Source organism: Cellulomonas algicola (genome assembly GCF_003851725.1).
Lineage (GTDB): Bacteria > Actinomycetota > Actinomycetes > Actinomycetales > Cellulomonadaceae > Cellulomonas > Cellulomonas algicola.
Map to the genome: position 1 here is coordinate 1 of NZ_BHYL01000304.1, position 16,558 is coordinate 16,558.

General features: G+C 67.7%; 11 protein-coding genes and 1 pseudogene. 7 read left to right on the plus strand and 5 right to left on the minus strand.

The features are described 5' to 3' along the window. Positions 1 to 253, minus strand: a pseudogene (locus CTKZ_RS17080) (MATE family efflux transporter); the annotation flags it as partial. Positions 254 to 530: 277 nt separating this feature from the next. Here CTKZ_RS17080 and CTKZ_RS17085 point away from each other — a divergent pair. From CTKZ_RS17085 to CTKZ_RS17095, 3 genes are all read left to right on the plus strand, one after another. Continuing rightward, the gene (locus tag CTKZ_RS17085) at positions 531 to 4,022 is read left to right on the plus strand and encodes a replicative DNA helicase (RefSeq protein ID WP_124344070.1); all 3,492 of its coding nucleotides are present in this window, start codon (positions 531 to 533) and stop codon (positions 4,020 to 4,022) included. Between the two features lie 181 nt (positions 4,023 to 4,203). Continuing rightward, positions 4,204 to 4,452 (plus strand): hypothetical protein, encoded by a 249-nt coding sequence (locus CTKZ_RS17090; RefSeq protein WP_124344071.1) that lies wholly within the window; start codon positions 4,204 to 4,206, stop codon positions 4,450 to 4,452. 46 nt (positions 4,453 to 4,498) lie between these two features. Beyond that, positions 4,499 to 5,658, plus strand: a protein-coding gene (locus CTKZ_RS17095; RefSeq protein ID WP_124344072.1) for an IS3 family transposase whose coding sequence is annotated in 2 segments (ribosomal slippage) — positions 4,499 to 4,777 and positions 4,780 to 5,658 — 1,158 coding nt in all. Because the reading frame shifts where the segments join, the coding sequence is not laid out codon by codon here. A 417-nt stretch (positions 5,659 to 6,075) separates the two neighbouring features. Here the strand turns inward: CTKZ_RS17095 and CTKZ_RS17100 are convergent. Beyond that, complete coding sequence (locus CTKZ_RS17100; protein WP_200829794.1) at positions 6,076 to 7,170, minus strand: XRE family transcriptional regulator; 1,095 nt, start codon at positions 7,168 to 7,170, stop codon at positions 6,076 to 6,078. 88 nt (positions 7,171 to 7,258) lie between these two features. Then, positions 7,259 to 7,987 (minus strand): hypothetical protein, encoded by a 729-nt coding sequence (locus tag CTKZ_RS17105; RefSeq protein ID WP_124344074.1) that lies wholly within the window; start codon positions 7,985 to 7,987, stop codon positions 7,259 to 7,261. Positions 7,988 to 8,283: 296 nt separating this feature from the next. Here CTKZ_RS17105 and CTKZ_RS17110 point away from each other — a divergent pair, with 296 nt between their 5' ends. Next, positions 8,284 to 8,943 (plus strand): hypothetical protein, encoded by a 660-nt coding sequence (locus CTKZ_RS17110; protein WP_124344075.1) that lies wholly within the window; start codon positions 8,284 to 8,286, stop codon positions 8,941 to 8,943. 82 nt (positions 8,944 to 9,025) lie between these two features. On the opposite strand, the gene CTKZ_RS17115 is transcribed toward CTKZ_RS17110, so the two are convergent. Then, positions 9,026 to 10,837 (minus strand): SIR2 family protein, encoded by a 1,812-nt coding sequence (locus CTKZ_RS17115; RefSeq protein WP_160142928.1) that lies wholly within the window; start codon positions 10,835 to 10,837, stop codon positions 9,026 to 9,028. A gap of 362 nt (positions 10,838 to 11,199) precedes the next feature. Between CTKZ_RS17115 and CTKZ_RS17120 the strand changes: the two genes are divergently transcribed. The 3 genes from CTKZ_RS17120 (at position 11,200) to CTKZ_RS17130 (ending at position 14,765) form a co-directional block, all read left to right on the plus strand. Continuing rightward, the gene (locus CTKZ_RS17120; RefSeq protein ID WP_124344077.1) at positions 11,200 to 13,431 is read left to right on the plus strand and encodes a hypothetical protein; all 2,232 of its coding nucleotides are present in this window, start codon (positions 11,200 to 11,202) and stop codon (positions 13,429 to 13,431) included. A 242-nt stretch (positions 13,432 to 13,673) separates the two neighbouring features. After that, positions 13,674 to 13,871: a hypervirulence associated TUDOR domain-containing protein gene (locus CTKZ_RS17125; protein ID WP_124344078.1), complete on the plus strand. Its 198-nt coding sequence runs from the start codon at positions 13,674 to 13,676 to the stop codon at positions 13,869 to 13,871. A 174-nt stretch (positions 13,872 to 14,045) separates the two neighbouring features. Then, a complete protein-coding gene (locus CTKZ_RS17130; protein WP_124344079.1) occupies positions 14,046 to 14,765 on the plus strand; it encodes a DinB family protein in 720 nt (239 codons plus the stop codon). Between the two features lie 231 nt (positions 14,766 to 14,996). Here the strand turns inward: CTKZ_RS17130 and CTKZ_RS17135 are convergent. Continuing rightward, positions 14,997 to 16,558, minus strand: a 1,562-nt coding sequence (locus tag CTKZ_RS17135) for a non-reducing end alpha-L-arabinofuranosidase family hydrolase (RefSeq protein WP_235843534.1), incomplete at its 5' end; no start/stop codon positions are given.

Genomic DNA, 16,558 nt, shown 5'->3' on the forward strand with positions numbered 1-16,558 from the left:
CGGCCGCCGTGGTGGCATACGCGAGGAAGACGCACAGGCCGACCACCGTGACGAGCACGGTCGACGCCAGTGCGAGACCGGCGAGGGACGCCGTCCCCAGGTGGCCGACGACCGCGGAGTCGACGAGGACGAAGAGCGGCTCCGCGACGAGCGCACCGAGCGCCGGGACGGCGAGGGACAGAATCTGCCGGTCGACGGCGGACGTGTGATGTCCGTCAGATGAAATCTCGTCCAACCTTTCTCGCATCCACATGCCGTGCACAGCGTCAGGGCCGGTCAGGGGTCCGTGAGGACTCTTTCATCCACCGTATCCACAGGACTGTCCACGGACTGTGCACAAGCGGGTCCGCCGCCGTCCACAGGAGACCTCACAGGGTTGTCCACAGGCCCGTTTGGAACCCCGCTCGGACCGTCCTAACCTCACGGGCGAGGCAGGACCGGACGCGAGTGCGGTGCGAGCGTGCGGGGTTGTCGGTGGCCCCTGCTAGAACAGATGTTCGACGGTAACGGACGACGGGGATGGGCGGCCAGTGACGATCGAGGAGCTCGAGTACGGGGCGCCCCCGGACTCCGGTCGCGGCAACGGCGGCTTCGACCGCACCCCGCCGCAGGACCTCGACGCCGAACGGTCCGTGCTCGGCGGCATGATGATCTCGAAGGACGCCATCGCCGACGTCATCGAGCAGATCAAGGGCACGGACTTCTACCGCCCCGCGCACGAGGCGATCTACGACGCGATCCTCGACCTCTACGGCCGCGGCGAGCCCGCCGACGCCATCACGGTCTCCGACGAGCTCACCAAGCGCGGCGACATCGGCCGCATCGGCGGCGCGCCCTACCTGCACACGCTCATCGCGTCCGTCCCCACCGCCGCGAACGCCGGCTACTACGCGCGGATCGTGCGCGAGCGCGCCATCCTCCGCAAGCTCGTCGAGGCCGGCACGCGCATCGTCCAGCTCGGCTACGGCACCGACGGTGGCGACGTCGACGAGATCGTCAACAACGCGCAGGCCGAGGTCTACGCCGTCACCGAGCGGCGCGCGTCGGAGGACTACCTGCCGCTGGGCGAGATCATCGGCGGCACGGTCGACGAGATCGAGGCCGCGGGTCATCGCGGCGAGGGCATGATCGGCGTCCCGACGGGCTTCTCCGACCTGGACCGCCTGACGAACGGCCTGCACCCCGGCCAGATGATCGTCGTGGCCGCCCGCCCGGCCATCGGCAAGGCGCTGGCCCTCGACACGCCGCTCCCCACCCCGACCGGCTGGACGACGATGGGCGACGTCGCCGTCGGCGACTGGCTGATCGCCGCCGACGGCACGCCGACGCAGGTCGTCGCCGCGACGCCCGCCATGACGGGTCGCCCCTGCTACCGGGTGACGTTCGACGACGGCACGGAGATCGTCGCCGACGCCCAGCACGAGTGGGAGACGCGGAGCGACGGCACAACGGGAATCCAGACCACCGAGGCGATCCACCGCGCCCTCGACAGCGAGGTCGCAGCGGTGGTGCGGGTCGAGCTCGCGCGGCCGCTCGTGCGGCCGGAGGTCGACCTCGACGCCGACCCGTACGTGGTCGGTGTCGCTGCGGCCGTCGGCTCTGGGGAGGTCGACGACGAGGTCGCGATGAGGGTCGCCGGGCGCGGCGGTCGCGGATCGGCTGCTCTCGCGGACCGCATTCCGGCGCCGTACCTGCGGGCGGCGGAACACCAGCGTCGTGACCTGCTCGCCGGTGTGCTGGACGCGGTCGGAGCCGTCGAGCCCGACGGGGCGATCCGCGTCACCGGTCCCGAGGCGCTGCTCCGTGACGTCGCCGAGCTCGTCCACTCGCTCGGCTACCAGGTCGACGCCGGACGCGACGGTCTTCGGTTCACGGCTGACGACGACGTCTTCCTGCACGCGGACAAGCACCTCGCCCACAAGAGGGCGCGGCAGGTCGCCCGCCGGAGCCGTCGCGTCGTGTCCGTCGAGCCGATCGAGTCGGTGCCCGTGCGGTGCGTGCAGATCGACCACGAGTCGCACCTGTACCTCGCGAGCCGGTCGATGATCCCGACGCACAACTCGACGCTCGGCATCGACATCGTGCGGTCGGCGTCGATCAAGCACGGGATGACGTCCGTCGTGTTCTCGCTCGAGATGAGCCGCAACGAGATCACGATGCGTCTGCTGTCCGCCGAGGCCCGCGTGCACCTGCAGAAGATGCGCACGGGTCAGATGGGCGAGGACGACTGGGCGAAGGTCGCCGCGACCATGGGCAAGATCTCCGAGGCGCCGCTGTTCATCGACGACTCGCCCAACATGTCGCTCATGGAGATCCGTGCGAAGTCGCGGCGGCTCAAGCAGCGGCACGACCTCAAGCTCGTCATCATCGACTACCTCCAGCTGATGACCTCGGGCAAGCGCGTCGAGTCGCGTCAGCAGGAGGTCTCGGAGTTCTCGCGAGCGCTCAAGCTGCTGGCGAAGGAGCTCGAGGTCCCCGTCATCGCCATCTCGCAGCTGAACCGTGGTCCCGAGCAGCGCACGGACAAGAAGCCGCAGATGAGCGACCTTCGCGAGTCCGGCTGTCTGACGGAGGACACGCGGATCCTGCGCGCGGACACCGGTGCGGAGACGACGCTCGGCGAGCTCTACGCGCTCGGCGCCAAGGACGTGCCGGTGTGGGCGCTCGACGAGCGGCTGCAGTACGTCCGTCGTCACATGACGCACGTCTTCCCGACCGGCGTGAAGCCCGTCTACCGGCTGCGGCTCGCCTCCGGCAAGGAGGTCACCGCGACCGCGAACCATCCGTTCCTCACGTACGAGGGCTGGACGCCGCTCGGCGAGCTCGAGGTCGGATCGCGGCTCGGGGTCCCGCGGCACGTGCCCGGCCCGGAGCAGCGGGCGGCGTGGGACGATCGCACGGTCGTGATGCTCGCGCACCTGCTCGGCGACGGCTCCTTCGTCAAGCGGCAGCCGGTGCGGTACGCGTCCATCGACGAGGCGAACCTGTCGGCGGTGTCCGACGCCGCGACGGCGTTCGGGATCACGCCGGTCCGAGACGACCACGCGGCGGCCCGCGTCACGACCCTGCGGCTGCCGGCCCCGTACCGCCTGGCGCGTGGCATTCGGAACCCCATCGCCGAGTGGCTCGACGACTTCGGTCTGTTCGGCGCGCGCAGCCACGAGAAGTTCGTCCCGACGTCGGTCTTCCACCTGCCCAAGGAGCAGATCGCGCTCTTCCTGCGGCACATCTGGGCGACTGACGGCTCGGTGACGGTCAACGCGAACGGTCAGGGCGGGCGGATCTACTACGCGTCGACGTCTCGGCGGCTGGTGGACGACCTGTCCCGGCTCCTGCTCCGTTTCGGCATCTCCACGCGCGTCCGCAGGGCGACGCCGAAGGCCGGCGACCGGGACGGGTACACGCTCGACGTCTCCGGCGTCGACGACCAGCGACGGTTCCTCCAGGAGATCGGCGTGCACGGCGCTCGCGGCCTCCAGGCGGAACGGTTGCTCGAGATCGTCCGCGCGAAGAGCGGCAACCCGAACGTCGACACGGTGCCGCGCCAGGTGTGGGACGACGTGCGGCAGCTGCTCGTGGAGAACGGCATGACGCACCGCGAGTTCGCTGCCGCCCTGGGCACGCAGTTCTGCGGGTCGACGATGTGGAAGCACGCGCCGTCGCGGCAGCGACTCGGCCGGATCGCCGAGGTTCTCGGGAGCGAGGACCTGGAGATCATGGCCGTCAACGACCTGCTGTGGGACGAGGTCGTCGCCATCGAGCCGATGGGAGAGCAGCCGGTCTTCGACGCGACCGTCCTCGGCACCCACAACTTCGTCGCCAACGGCATCGCCGTCCACAACAGCATCGAGCAGGATGCCGACATGGTGATCCTGCTGCACCGCGAGGACGCCTACGAGAAGGAGTCGCCGCGCGCGGGCGAGGCCGACCTGATCGTCGCCAAGCACCGAAACGGCCCGACCGACACCATCACGGTCGCCTTCCAGGGGCACTACTCGCGGTTCGTCGACATGCAGGCCTGAGCATCGGTGCTCGGATGCGTCGACTTTGCGAACGGCACGTTGAGCTGAGAAGGGTGATCGAGGGCGGCGCGCTGGCGAGGGACGCTGAGAATCTCGCCGGGGTGGTTGCCGGCGCTAGCGGTCGAGGCGCAACGGTCAGCGGGTGCAGTTCGCTGGGTGTGGCGGGACGGAGGTCGCGATCGTGGACTTGATCGAGCTGGGTGCCGTGCTCGGAGCGTTCTTCGAGGACGGCGCGGGTCCATCGCACGATCAGCTTGACCAGGCGGTGGCGCGCGCTGGGCTCGTGGCTGGCGATCCAGCACCGGGCGGCCGCGGAACAAGAGGTGAGCCGCTCGGGAAGACGAAGCGGATCCGAACGGTGATGGTCTATGCGACTGACCATGACGCGTCGGCGGGGCTCAAGCTTGGGGTCTGCTGCACGGATTGGTGACACCCTGACCTGTGGGGACGAGGTCCCCGCTGGAAGGATGTGCACCGTGCCCAGGCCCTATCCGAAGGAGTTCCGTCGGGACGTCGTGGCGGTCGCCCGTCGTGGCGAGGCCCCGATCAAGCAGATCGCGCACGACTTTGGGATCGCCGAGTCGTGTCTGCGCAACTGGCTGCGTGACGCGGACGTCGAGGACGACACCCGACCGGGGACGCCCCGTTCGGAGTCGGTCGAGCTGCGCGAGGCGCAGCGGCGGATCCGGCTGCTGGAGCAGGAGAACGAGGTGCTGCGCCGGGCGGCGGCGTACCTGTCGCAGGCGCAGCTGCCGGGAAAAGGCTCTACCCGCTCGTGAGTGAGCTCGCCGCCGACGGGGTGCCCGTGGCGGTGACGTGCCGGGTCCTCAAGCTCGCCAGACAGCCCTACTACCGCTGGCTCGACGCACCCGTCGGTGCGCGTGAGCTCGAGCAGGCGTATCTCGCGGACGCGTTGTTCGACGCCCACCGCGACGATCCGGAGTTCGGCCACCGGCTGCTCGCCGACGAAGCCGCCCGCGCCGGTCTGGTCGCCTGCGACCGCACGGTGTGGCGGATCTGCTCGGACAACGGCTGGTGGTCGGTGTTCGGCAAGAGACGCCCCCGAGGTGGCAAGAAGGCCGGCCCTCCCGCTCACGACGACCTCGTGCTGCGCCAGTTCCGTGCCGATGGCCCGAACCGTCTGTGGCTGTGGGACATCACCGAGCACCCCACGAGCGAGGGCAAGGTCTACCTCTGCGCGATCAAGGACGTGTTCTCCAACCGGATCGTCGGCTATTCGATCAGCGACCGGATGACCTCACACATCGCGGTGAACGCGCTGGCCAGCGCCGTGCAACGCCCCGGTGACGTGGCCGGGTGCATCGTTCACGGGGACCGTGGAAGCCAGTTCCGAAGCCGCAAGGTCCTGCGCGAGCTGGCCCGCCACGACCTGGTCGGATCGATGGGCCAGGTCGCCTCCGCAGGCGACAACGCCGCCATGGAGTCGTTCTTCTCGCTGCTGCAGAAGAACGTCCTGAACCGACGCCGCTGGACCACCCGAGACGAACTACGACTGGCGATCATCACCTGGATCGAGAGGACCTACCACCGCCGCCGACGCCAAGCCCGCCTCGGTCGCCTCACGCCCATCGAGTACGAGACCATCAACACCCCTCAGGTCGCACTCGCCGCCTGAGACCCGCTGTCACCTACTCGTGCAGCAGACCCATTGCCGGTGCTCTTGGGCACTGGGCGCTCCTTTGCGGCAATCGGTGAGGTCGGCCATACCGTAGCGGCCCGCTGACGCAGTCCGGGCTCGCATCCCAGTCACGCGCGCGGGCAGCGCGGGTAGGTCCGGTCCATGCTCGTGTGCCCGCCCGGGCGGGTGTACGTCAAACTGCAGTTGCCTACGGTGGCGATCTACAACGTCCGCGCCCGCCGTCGAGTCCCACAGCGCAACGTCGAACTGCGTACCCGCGGGGGCGCTTGTGGGAACAGCGTCAACACGGCACCGAGACTCCCAGGCTCGCGCGCGGCTCCTGACCCGAATCAGCTCGGAGCGACGCGCGCTGCTCGCGGTCGGATTTCCGTCAACCGACTCCGACGAGAGTGGCTAGATCGGCTTGAGGGCGGGGCGGCTGTCTTCGTAGCCAAGGAGCATTCGAACGCGCCGCACCGAGCAGTGCATCTCGCGGGCGAGCTCCGTGATCGTGAAACCGTCTGCTTCGGCCACGTCGAATGCCCTGGAAAGCAACGCGGGCACTTCACCCGGGTGCGCGGTCGCTGGTTGAGGTCGAAACAAGCCAACCTGACGCAACTGGTTGAGGCGCTGAAAAGCTCGACGGTAAGTCGACTCAGAGATGCTGCCCACTTCTCGGCAGCGATACACCAGCGAGTCGACGGAGACGCCCCACTCGCCACTGAGCACGTCCAGCGCAGCCAGGTCCATTCGGGGCGGGAGGCTCGGGACGATGGATGACGACGGGGTGAGGAACTCCGCGGCGAACTTGTCCGCTTCCTTCTCCCGCACAGGATCGCCGGGAGCATCATCGGCGTGAAGGAGCAGGTGGCCGAGCTCGTGTGCGGCGGTGAACCGGTGCCGGTAGACGTCATTGGCTCGGTCAGGCGTCAGCACGACGACTGGACGGGGCAGTCGCGAGGTGGAGAAGGCATCGACACTCTTCGTCGCACCGCCAGCGAACGAGACGAGCGTTGCGACGATGCCGTGCTTCTCCATCAGTCGGACCATCTGCGGGATCGGACCGGTGCCAAGACCCCAGCGTTCCCGCAGCGCTCGAGCCGCCGCCTGAGGTTCGGTCGGGAAGTCCGTGTGTTGGACCTCACCGCCCGTGAACCCGGGCAGGTTCACTGGCGGGAACTGCACCCGCTTCTCCAGCGCGAATGTCAACTCCCACACCTGCTCGGTGAAGGCGATCGCCTTGTCCCGCTCCCGCGCGGGTGTAGAACGCAGGCTGCGGAAGTGTGCGGCGTCGGCCTCGAGCCGGGCATAGGGCCGGCCCGCGGTCAGGAACTCGACTGGCACGCCGAGGAAGTCTGCGAGGCGACCCATGTGGTCCGGTCGCGGCGCTGTGACACCCGACTCCCATTGGCTGACTGCTGTCGGAGACACGTGAAGTTCTTCGGCGACCGATCGCTTCGTCCTGCCGGCAAGCCGCCGCGCCTGGAGCAGGCGGGCGGGGTCGAACACTCGAGCAAGGTCGACGAGAGTCGGTGCGGACACGCCTGACGACGGGGGCGCGGAATGGACGACGTGCAGGTGCCGGTCGACGTCCCTACTAGTCATCGGTGCTCTCTGCCGTGCCCGTGTCACGCTCTGGCGCGAGCTGCTCGCTCGACGGTGCATCATCTCGGCGCGCCAACAGGTCGAGTGAGTCGTCGAACGGAATGGCGTCGAACTTCGGGCGCTCTTGCACGACGTCACGAAGCACGGTGCGCGGTGCTGCTGCCGCTGCGCCGAGCGACGTGGGCAGCGTCTCCCAGTGAAGCCAGCGGACCTCACCGGTGTCCCGGTCGACAAGCTCCACATCGCCCCAACCCAACTCGAAGATTCCGTCCGGTCCAGAGCTGATGCCCACGACGACGACTGAGCCCATCTTGGCGAGCTCCTCGTGGATCTCCGCGTCCTCCGCCCACTGGGCCTCGAGTTCCGCGATCGGGGCGTCGACTTCCTCGAACGACGGCTGAACGCTGCCTGCTGCTGCGGCGAGCGAGAACGCTGCAGCGCGGAGGTTGGACACAGGTCGGCGAAGTTCACCGTCCTCATGACGGACTTGGGGCGCGTCGCCGAAGCGCCATGGGTAGATGGCCACGGCGGTGTCTTCGACGATTAGGAGCGGGAAGCGGCTGCGGACGCCCTCCGGCTTGCGGCTCGCGAGTCCTGGAACTTGAGCAGTCAGAGCGCTCAGCGCCTCATTCATCCGTACGAGCATGGTGTTGCCGTAGGTGTCGTTGGCCTTCATGTTGCCAGCGACGTGGGCACTGACCGCGTCGTGGTGGGCGGTCACCAACGCTTCTGAGACGTGACCCGTCAACTCCGTTGCGAGCTCTCCGAAGCGCTCGACTGCCCACTTGCTCGGTCCAATAGGCGTCACAGCAGCCTCCAGCGCAACTCACGGTCTCCGCGTCCCAGGTGCGTTGATACTTCACCTTCGCGCATCAATCAGTCAAGCGCTTGCGGGGTGTGTCATGCCGCAACGGTTGTCCGAGTGCCTGAACAGACTTCAGGCGCTCGCCTACGCCGCCCTCCCAGGGGTACTTTCGGAGTCATGACGCGCCAGGTCAGCGACGTGCGGTGGCTCTCGTGACGGAGGTTTTCCACCCCGATCAACGCCCCGTTCCGCATCTGGTGCACTACGTCGGCCGTCAGCGAGGCAGCGACCCGCTCCCTCGTGACGTCCGGGGGCTCACGACCGAGCAGCGCCTCAGTGCAATCCTGGTCACCGGACTGCTGCGCGGCTTCGTTACCACCGGCACCGTGAACCGCCCGGTCGTGTGCGTCTCGGACGCATCGCCCGCCGAACTGGAGGCGTCCTTCCGTATTGGGATGAACGCACGCGGACGGGTGGAGCCCTGGGCGCTGGTATTCGACCGCCAGATCGCTTGGGAGACCGGCATCCGGCCCGCCCTGTACGCCGACACCCAGCTTGCCCATCAGCTGAGATATGACTTCTTCGGCGAGCACCCGACTCGTCCCGGCCTGGTGCAGCGCGTTGACCCGATCGCGGGCGACGGCTACACCGACTGGTCTCACGAGCGCGAGTGGCGATGGGTCTTCCCCGTCTCCAGCCAGGTGCCTGACCCAAACCCTACGGTGCAGGTGTGGCCCATCCTGCACGCCGTCATCGCTGGCCGGCAGGGGTGGAAGCCAGATGGGGCCATCTCGGCGTACCCAGAGCGAGCCACAGTCCAGCGGTGGTCGTGGACGGGTACATCGCTCGTCCACGACGGCACGCTCGCTTGACCCGCAGTCACGACGCCGCTCGGCGCGACGGGGGCACCGGCAAGCCCGCGACGACGGCCGGGCTCCGGCAGCGTTGCGAGGGCTAGAAACGTCGTGCCCGATTTGCCTCGACGGCGCGGTCGTCCAGGCTGTGCACGGCGGTCTCCAGGAAGTCGGTCGCCAAAGACGCATCCGTGGTGTCGAAGGCCTCCCGCCAAGGCGACATGTCGGCATGCTGCTCCCAGTCGACGCGCCATGGGAACGATGGTGCGTCCTGTCTCATCGCCCAGTGCCCGGATGTGATGTCGCCAAGTGGCGCGCCGCCATAGGCGGCAGACGGCACGTAGCACTGATAGCCGAGCGCGACCCGGTACTCCGCGCGCTGGTATGCCTTGAGTTGACGCTCCGGGGATGTATTCAGCACGCCGAGCAGTGGCGGAATCGTCTCCGCCAACAGATGGCTCCATGGGCAGCGCCAGGTGCTGTCCTCGGACGGTCGGTACTCGTCCTTCAACCGTTCATGGTCAAGCACGCGCCACGGGTTGAGCGCCTCCACGGCGACTACGTCGTCTGAGCTTTCGCCAAACGGTTCACCTCGCCATCGTGGCTCCGTCATGAGGCGGACGAGGAGACGCTCGTTGTTGACGTGCGCTGCCGCCGCAACCCCTGTGTACATGGCGAGCATCGCTGGTAGGTGCTGCAGGTTCTCACGCCATTCGACGTACGACTGCCCGCTACGCAGTGAGCGGCGCGCGTCGATCAAGCGGTCGACGACGGTCACCCAAAGGTCGTCGTGCTCACCAGCGCGGTCGAGCGCGACACCGTGCGCCAACAGCACCAGCAGCGACTCGCTAGCCACAATCAAGGGCCGCAGCGCCTCAAGAAGGGATGATGACGACTCATCGGACACGTTGCCGATTCGCTCTTCGACTTCGATTACCTTGCTGAGAACGAGGTCGCGCAACCTGAGTCGCATGACGGGGTCCGGCAGGTATCGCTTCAGCCGTTCCACGGCGATCGCTTGCGAGATCGGTGGTTCGGCCAAGCGCTGCAAGGCGTCGACTCGATCTATCAGGTCGGGAAAGAAGTCATCGGCGCTGACACCCTCGACGACGTGCGCGTGATGACGTGCTACGACGGCCGCAGCGCGCCCTCGGACGGTTGTGCGAGCTGCAAAGTACATCGGGTAACGGCGCGTGCGGGTGCCGTCGATCGCCTCGGCAAGTCCGGCGTCGGAGTCGCCCGACCAGCCCGAAATCACCAGTCCGTGCTCGTCGAACACCCGCTCCAGGACCGATCGCAACTCGTGGTGGTAGGTCGACAGTTCGGCTGCAGTGTTGAGCTGGTCCATGGACGCGTAGTCGCCGTGAATCTTCAGCACGGTGCACCTGGTGTGCTGGATCGGCTCCATCCCCGCGAGCTGGGCAGGCGACGAGATGACCTGGGCGTTGATGCCGGCTTCGGATAACGCGTGCTCGATGAGGCGGTCGAAGTTTGTCGTGATTATCAGGCGGACGAACCCGCGCCGTACAAGCTCCGCGATGGCACGGTGGGCTGCGGTCGGCCTCTTCAGCTCTCCCGGTGGCGTGTCGTCGTCGTCTTCGAAGAACCGCGCGAGCAGCGCACGCCGGGCAGCGGGAGTGCTGGCGAGAGCCTCCAGCAAGCCCGAGTAGGTGAGTGGTTCACCGTTGCCCTCAGCCGCCCACCATGCGTCGGCGTCGAAGTCGTCGCCAGGTGACACGAGCCCCGCGGCGGCGGCGTGCTGAGCAGTCAGCGCCTCGACAACCTTCCAGGCCGTCGGCAGGCCTGCCCCGGTCGATACGCCCGACCCGATAAGCAGCGCGTAAACACCGGGCTGAGAGTGCAGGCCCATCGCCAGCGCCGTGCGTGGGTCAAACGTTCCTGCGCCCGCCATGCCCGGATCGTACCGAGGTGCCATCCCGGAGGTTGGGCTCGCCTCGGGCATTGATACGCCGCAGATCGCGTTCGGGGCCCGATCGCCGACAAGTGCGGGACCAGATGCGCGACCTCCGGAAAGGGGTTCGGCCCCCGAAACGGATGCCCGGCGCTAGCCTCGAGACGTGCGCTGGGCTATCAACGAGGACGGCTGACGCTGTGTCGCCAAAGCGAAAGCGGAGGGCCCGGAAGTCGAGATCGGGCCGGCGCGCTCCATCTTCCGGCACGTCATCTCCCAGCGCCGTGTTCGCCGGGCGGGTCGACGACAATCTTCGTCGGCTCGAGTCCTACCGGCAGCGGGCGAACGGAAGTGTCACGAGGGTGGCTTCGCTCGCAGACGAAGACATACGCGACGCGGTCGATGCTTTGATCGACCTTCTCGGCCCCTGGGACCCACTGGACGCCCTGACGTGGTTGCGGATGTCGAACCTGCCTTGGGGCGAGGAGTATCAGGAGAGCACGCACGACGGTCTCCTGGCGGTCGTGGAGATCGCGGGTCTGGCGTTGCTCTCGCGTGAGCCGCGGCCCGCCGACGGATCCCACCTTGTCGATCGAGCGGTCGGCGATTCGGCACTGGACCCGCCAGGGGAGATCGCCGATCTCTGCCGACGCGCCAGCGCGTTGGTGCGGGAGGTTCTTGGCGCAGCCCTGGTCGGCGAGCTGGCGAGGGCGCAGTCGGAGGGGCCATCCGCGTACGTCCGCTTCCGGATGCGAGAGAGGGAGGTGCTGCTGCGCAACATCGAGTACCCGCATATCCACACAGAGCTCGTTCGCGAACAGCTCGGTCAGGATGACATCCGCCGGTTGATGCGAGATGCAGTCGGGTTCGAGGTCGACGATGCCCTTGCCGTCGTTGACGCGTTTCAAGAGCGCTTCACGTCAGTCCTCGATTCGCGCATCACACGTGCCAGGGCTGAGGTGGGCGCCCTCTTGGAGAGTGACGCCCCTCATCTCGCTGCAGCCCGCGCGCGTCTCGGCTCGCGTCTCCACAGCGCCGCACAAGCATTCGCCGCCGCGTATGTGGGTGACCGGCTAGGTCAGCGGATCGCTGCCACCGGAGCCGAGCTAGCAGCAGCCGCCGGGACCTCAGAAGACCGCGTTGCTGCGGTCATCGCGGCGTTCTCACAGCCGTTTCTAGGAGCGAGTCATGATCCAGTGAACGCTGTGAAGACGTTCCTTGGGGGGCACAATCCGTGGCGGCTCAAGCCCGTGCTCGCGATCGGTGACGGCCGCTACCTATGCATCGACGTTGGCCTGATGCTCTCCGCGATCCGCGAGGTCGTCGAGGCGAGCTTGCCAGCGTCGGACCGGCCCGAGTATGCGAAGGCCACTGCTCGGTGGATGGAAAACGTCGCCGTGGACGATCTCTCCAGAGTCCTGCAGCCCGATGCCGTGCATCGCAACGTCGAGTACATCGCGTCCACAGGCGCGGCGGTGGAACTGGATGCGCTCCTGGTGTGCGACACAGTTGCGATTGCTGTCGAGGCCAAGGGCACGACGCTGAGTGCGCGCTCACGCACCGGTGACCGAGCGCGCATGGCACGTGATCTGGAGCGGATTGTCACCAAGACGTTCGAGCAAGCCGATCGGGTCCGAGCGACCATCCAGGCTCACGGAGAACTGCGGGTACGAGGAAGAGATGCACCGCCGATCGCGCTTCAGGGCGTCTCGAAGGTCCTTCCGGTCGCCCTGACGCTTGAAGACGTCTCGACTATCTCCGGCACGATCCATGACCTTCTAGAGTCCGGGCTGGTGCGGTTCGACGGGACGCCTCCTTGGCTGATCAGCCAGCACGACCTTCACGTGATCACGGAGATTGTCGAGGGCCCGGCCCAGATGCTCGCTTACCTCGATCAGCACGAGAAGGCGGTTACGGCGGGCGTCCTAGGTGTCTCCGAGGAGCTCGATCTGTTCATGATGTTCCTGCAGGACGGGCTTTGGTTGGGAGATTCCCTGGACGAGGACGGCCAGCCCACAGAGCGGCTGTTCGTAACGTCCCGGACCGACGATCTCGATGCCTACTATCTGCACACAGTCGGCGACCGGGTTTCGCCCGCGCCCAAGCCCGCCCAGCGATGGAATCCCGGGGAAATGCGTCAGCTCCTCGAACGTCTCCAGACCGCACGCCCGCCGGGCTGGGCCACTGCCGTGATCAATCTGCAGCGGGGAGATGCCAACGTTCGTCGGGGCATCGGCGGCGCGCCGAAGCGTCTAGCCAAGCAAGCACGCCGTGATGGCGCGGTGCACGACGAGACTCGCTGCTTCGAAGATCCCCATCACGAGAGTTTCGGCGTCACGGTCCTCGCAGCGCCGGCGACGTGGAATGACACGTCCATCGAAGATCGATTGCGGACCCTAGTGACGGCCCGGAAGCACATCCAGAGGGCATCGAGCTGGACTGGACTCGCGGTGCGTGGCGACGCCCCCGATACCGTGCGTTTCCTCGTCCAGCTCGACCACGCTTGGCAACCGGACCCGGCGCTCGACGAGCTTGTCGTGGCCATCGGGATGCGGCCCGCCGCCGAAGTCGGAATCGCGCCCGTTCGCGGCTGAACCCTCCGCCATACTCAGGTTTGCCGCTGTGGCGGGAGTGACGGGTGTGACTGGATTCGCAGGATCCCGAACCAGGCGTTCGCAACTCATCCAACTGCCCAGGTTCCGTTCTCACGAGCGACGGAGCCGAGCAATCGGCGATCGTCGAGATGCTGCCGACTCTGAAAATGCGAGCACCACACGCGAGAGACGGCTCCCGACAAACCGCTTGGTAGAGCCGGTGAACCAGCCGAGGAGGCAGGATGCGCGCGGGTCAGAAGGTCCACTGGAACACCTCGCAGGGCCGCACGACGGGGACGACGGTCGAGCGTCGGACATCCGACTTCACGTTCGACGGGCAGCAGTTCCGGGCCTCCGACGACGAGCCGTTCTGGATCGTCGAGTCCGAGAAGTCCGGCGCTCGCGCGGCGCACAAGGAATCAAGCCTCACGCCTGCGTGAGAGGTTGGTCTCCATCCCCTGGCGACACTCCCTGGAGTCCAGGAGAACGCTTCCCCTGCCCGGGACGGTGGGTCACCCACACCTCGACGTCGTCGCCGGCGCCCTCGTGCTGCTCGTCCTCCCACGGCTCCTGTCGTGGCTGGCATGTCGGTGTGCGGACCTAGTGTGCGGAGCATGACGCGATACGTCGACGAGGATCTGCGCGGTGCGGAGTTCCGGGAGTGCGATCTGACCGGGGCACGCCTGATCGGCGTCGTCATGCAGGATGCCGTGATCGACGGGCTCGTCACCAACCTCGTGGTGAACGGTGTCGACGTCACCGAGTACGTCGAGGCGGAGCTCGACCGGCGTCATCCGGTCCGGGTGCTCATCCGCTCCGAGGACCCGGCCGATCTGCGCGAGGCAGCGCGTCAGCTCCGTGCCGGCTGGGCCGCCACGATCGAGCGAATCCGCCGCACTCCCGGCATCGAGCGCCGCAGCGTGAACGACGAGTGGTCGGCGGTGCAGACGCTGCGCCACCTGGTCTTCGTCCACGACTCGTGGTTCCGCCGCTGCTGCCTGGGCTCGACGGAGCAGTTCACGCCGATGGGCATCGGGCCGACCGTCGAGCCCTACCGTGGGGCGCACGGGCTCGACCTCTCGCTCGATCCGTCGCTCGACGAGATCGTGAGCGTGCGTGACGCCCAGGCCGCCGAGCTCGAGGCCTGGCTCGACGAGGTCACCGCTGTGCAGCTCGCAGCGCGAGCGCCGGTGCCCGACGACGACGTCTGGCCGCCGTACGCCCGGGGCCGCTCGGTGCGGCAGTGCCTCGGAACGGTGCTCGACGAGACCTTCGAGCACCACCGCTTCTGCGTCCGCGACCTCGACCTCATCGAGGCACAGGACGCCGAGTAGGGCGGGCTACGGACTCAGCATCGCGGATGCGGGCATCGCTGACCTTCGGCGCGGTGCCGATCTGGTGGGCCCGCGTGCATGCCGTTGTCGAGACGCACGACAGCGCGCAGAGCGAGGGACGGGAGAGGGTGGGCTCGATCGGATCGAGCCCACCCTCGTCGGCTCCCACGGTCGTGGGTGCGACGTTCCGTGCCCGTCAGTGACTCCGGGCGGGACCCCGCACGCCGGCTGTCACCGCTGGAGGGTCAGGAGGCCCGGGCGGTAGGGGAGGTTGTTGTAGTCGGGGTTCTGGTTGGGGTCACGACCCTGGTAGAGCAGCTGCAGGTTGCACGGGTCGATCGTCTTGGTCTGGTCGGGGTTGGACCGGACCAGGTCACCGTGGCTGATGTCGTTGGTCCACGTCGCGCCGCTGTTGGCCTTGCCCGCGAACGGGTTGCTCTCGGTGGCCGCCTGCGGTGTCCACGTGCCCGACAGGCTGGACGACGTGAACGAGCGGAAGTACCGCCCGCGCGAGCCCATCGCCTCGACGAGCATCAGGTACTGGTTCTGACCGGCGACCTTGTAGACCTCCACGCCCTCGAACAGGTTGGCCTGGGTGTCGCTCATGATCGTCGTGTAGTTCGAGCCGAAGCTGCCCGGGAAGTTCCCGATCGGCATGCTCGCCCGGTAGATGTTCCCGTTGTCGCCGGCGAAGAACAGGTACATGTTCTGCCCGTCGGCGATGAGCGTCTGGTCGATCGGACCGGTCCCGGAGTTGGAGATGCTCCCCGTGAACAGCGGCTGCGGCGACGACCACGAGTTCACGTTCGTCGGGTCCGTCGAGGTCCGGTAGATGAACGGCCACTGACCCCACTGGTACGCGAGCACCCAGATGTTCTTGGGCGCGAAGTAGAACAGCGTGGGAGCGACCGTGCCCGACGGGAGCGCGTTCTGGCTCGCGGAGGCCATGTCCGACCAGTTCGTGAACGGGCTGAACGCCATCGAGCCGTAGCTGCCGTTCTCGACCTTCGTCGCGTAGACGAGGTGCTGGCCGTTGTGGACGACGTTCGTGAAGTCCTTGAGCGACGTCCAGCCGGACCGCGGCTGGGCGAGGGGACCGGAGGAGGTCCACCGGTAGGTCGACGGCAGCGAGCACGTCGGGGTGCTGGTCGGCGTCGGGGTCGGGGTCGGCGTGGGGCTGGTGGTCGGCGTGGGGGTCGGCGTCGGGGTGGGGGCGACGCCCCCGTCGCACGCGGTCCCGTTCAGGCTGAAGCTCGTCGGCGACGGGTTGCTGCCGCTGTACGCGCCGTTGAACCCGAACTCGACCGTGCCGCCTGCGGGGATCTGCGGGTTGTAGCCGACGTTCTTGGCCGTGACCTGGTTGCCGCTCTGCGTGGCGGTCGTGCTCCACGCCTGAGTGATCGTCTGGTTGCCGGGGAACGCCCACGTGAGGGTCCAGCCGTTGACCGCCGAGCCGAGGTTGGTGATCTTGACGCTGGCGGTGAAGCCGGTGCTCCACGAGTTGGCGGTGTAGCTGACCGAGCAGCCGGTGCCGGGGTTCGACGTCGGGGTGGGTGTCGGCGTCTGCGTGGGTGTCTGCGTGGGCGTCGGCGTCTGCGTCTGCGTCGGCGTCGGGCTCGGCGTGGCCGAGTTCAGCGTGTCGAGGACCGCGGTGTAGGCGGCCTTCTTGTTGCCGGACCCGTCGAACAGCAGCGGTGTGCCGCCCGAGCGCCAGGAGTCGGTGTCGCGCACGCCCCAGACGGTGATGCCGGTGCAGCGCGAGACGTTGAGGCAGGCCTGCACGACCCGCTGGT

Coding starts and splice junctions, on each gene's coding strand:
- CTKZ_RS17115 (WP_160142928.1), bottom strand. CDS start 10,837: ATGGCGGGCGCAGGAACGTTTGACCCACGCACGGCGCTGGCGATGGGC.
- CTKZ_RS17125 (WP_124344078.1), top strand. CDS start 13,674: ATGCGCGCGGGTCAGAAGGTCCACTGGAACACCTCGCAGGGCCGCACG.
- CTKZ_RS17130 (WP_124344079.1), top strand. CDS start 14,046: ATGACGCGATACGTCGACGAGGATCTGCGCGGTGCGGAGTTCCGGGAG.